The organism is Ruminococcus sp. CAG:379, assembly GCF_000434255.1.
Taxonomy (GTDB): domain Bacteria; phylum Bacillota; class Clostridia; order Oscillospirales; family Ruminococcaceae; genus Ruminococcus_F; species Ruminococcus_F champanellensis.
Map to the genome: position 1 here is coordinate 17,495 of NZ_FR894881.1, position 2,675 is coordinate 20,169.

Here is a 2,675-nt window from a genome sequence, read left to right on the forward strand (position 1 = left end):
CTCCAGATCGGCGGCAGCATGGGCGCCACCTTCTCCAAGGTGCTGAAGCTGGACGAGGCGGACAGCCGGATTCTGGTGATGTCCGGCATGAGCGCCTGCTTCGCCGCTCTGTTCGGCACTCCCGTATCCGCCGCCTTTTTCGCCATGGAGGTCATCAGCATCGGGGTGCTGCACTACTCCGCCCTGCTGCCCTGTATGACCGCCGCCGTCACCGGCAGTGCCGTATCCCGGTTCTTCGGCATGGGTCCCATGTCTCCCCAGGTGCTGGTGCCCGGGTTTAGCTGGCTCTCCTTCGGCAAGGCGGCAGCAGTGGCGCTGGTGTGCGGTCTGCTGAGCTTTGTGTTCTGCGCCGGGATCCACTGGGCGGCAAAGGGTTACCAGCGGTTTCTGAAGAATCCCTACCTGCGGGCAGCAGCAGGCGGCGGACTGGTGGTGCTGTGCAGTCTGCTGCTGGGCACTCGGATGTACAACGGCGCAGGCACGGAAACCATCCTTGCCGCCTTTACCCAACAGCAGGCATGGTATGTATTCCTGTTGAAGCTGCTGCTGACCGCACTGACCCTGGGGGCAGGCTTCAAGGGGGGCGAGATCGTCCCCGTATTCTTCGTGGGCTCCACCTGCGGCAGTGCCCTGTCTGGGCTGCTGGGGCTGGATCCCTCCTTTGCCGCCGCCATTGGCATGATCTCCCTGTTCTGCGGTGTGACCAACTGCCCTCTGACCACCCTGTTCCTCAGCGTGGAGCTGTTCGGCGGGGAGGGCGCTCCCTTCTACGGTGCGGCGGTGGCTGTGGCGTACATTTCCTCCGGGTATGCAGGGCTGTACAGCGAACAAAAGATCCTCTACTCCAAATTCAAGCCCCAGTTCATTGATAAAAAGGTGGGATAATGCGCACTTTGCACAAAAAGTTCACAAAACTGTGTGGAAATTGACACATACTTGTGGTATACTAAAGATGTAGAAAAACCTCTTCCATGATTCTATTTTGTCCCCAATGCGTCCCCTGAAAAACTCCTCACAACCGAAAACGCTCCGCTGTGATAATAACCGCAGCGGAGCGTTTTCATGTAACATATAGGAGAAGATTTTAGATTCTGTGCGGATGGGAAACCGTACAGAATGCATTTGGGGGTCTCCCGGCAGCGAAGCAGTCGGGGTAAACCGCTCCGCCCGAAGCAAACACTGCGGCTTGGGGGTACCGCTGTTGTTCGTATCTCTTCCGGGAACAACTATAGTATAAAAGCCCATTGTGAAAAACAGGTGACAATTTTATGAATTGCGGCGGAAAACCTGCATTTTCCCGTTCTGTCAGAAGGTCATGGTAATGGTCGTGCCCTTATCCAGCTCGCTTTCCAGCGCAAGGGTGGCGCCGTGGTATGCTGCCCCGTGCTTGACGATGGACAGCCCCAGCCCCGTGCCGCCGATCTCCTTGGAATGGCTCTTGTCCACCCGGTAGAACCGCTCGAACACCCGTTCCCGGTCGCTCTGGGGGATGCCGATGCCCGTATCCGCCACGGACAGGAACACCGCTCCCCGGGGATCCCGGCTGACGGTGATATCCACCCTGCCTCCCTCTACGTTATACTTGATGGCGTTGTCGCACAGGTTCAGCACCATTTCATCCAGGATCTGGGGTACGCCGCTGACCGTTTCGTGGCTGCCGTGTACCGCCAGGGTAATATGCTTTTTCGCCGCCTCATGGGCAAGCCGCTCACGGACGGAATCAGCGATTTCCCGGAGATCCACCGGCTCCTTCCCCACGGGAATGGAGTTTTCATCCATCTGGGACAGCTTGATGATATCCCCCACCAGGGTAATGAGCCGCTGTGCCTCAGCGTAAATATTGGAGGCAAAGTGGGTGATATCCTCCGGCTTGGCAAGACCGCTCAGAATGATCTCCGCAAAGCCGGAAATGGAGGTCAGGGGCGTTTTCAGCTCGTGGGATACGTTCGCCGTAAATTCCCGGCGCAGGTTCTCCCGCTGATCCTTTTCCGTCACGTCCAGGATAATCAGCACCGCACCGATGATCTCCTCCTCCTGGTGCACCGGGTTGGCGATCAGATGGTAGTGGCAGTCGTCATGGTTCATGGTGCGCTCGTAATGCTCCCCGGCAATGGAGCGTTCCACCGCATGCCGGAAGCTGCGGCTGGCGTTCAGCTTCAGCACGCTTTGCCCCAGCACGGCATCGTCCGCCCCCAGCAGCCGCAGGGCACTGGTGTTGTAGGACAGCACGTTGGTGTCCCGATCCAGAATCAGAAAGCCCTCCTGCATGTTCTCGGTGATGGCGGCAAATTCCTGCTGCTTCCGGCGCAGCTCCCGGATCTGCTCATCGATCTGCCCGCTCTGGGAGGACAGCCGATCCAACAAAGGGGTCAGCTCCGTGTAGATCTTGGCTTTGTCCGGATGCTCCGGATCCAGCTGGTTGATGGGCCGCACGATGCTCCGGGTCAGCTTGGAAGCAAGGAACAGGGACAGCAGCACCACCGTGACCACAATTAAAATCAGAGGCTTTGCCAATGTGCGCAGCACGCTGATCATGGTAAAGTCCCCGGCAGAGATCCGCAGCACCCTTCCATCCTCCAGCCGCAGGGCATAGTTATACGTCCGCTCCGACAGGGTGGCGGAATACCGGCTGCTTTCTCCGGAGCCGTTTTCCAGTGCCTGCTGCACCTCCTGCC

At 58.7% G+C, this 2,675-nt stretch carries 2 protein-coding genes; one reads left to right on the top strand and one right to left on the bottom strand.

Features of this window, described 5'->3' with window-relative positions; all coding sequences use genetic code 11:
• The coding region (locus QVO51_RS04810) for a chloride channel protein (protein ID WP_288167872.1) at positions 1-885 on the top strand (885 nt) is incomplete at its 5' end.
• Positions 886-1,305: 420 nt separating this feature from the next.
• Here QVO51_RS04810 and QVO51_RS04815 read toward each other — a convergent pair.
• On the bottom strand, positions 1,306-2,675 hold a 1,370-nt coding region (locus tag QVO51_RS04815; protein WP_288167873.1), incomplete at its 5' end, for a sensor histidine kinase.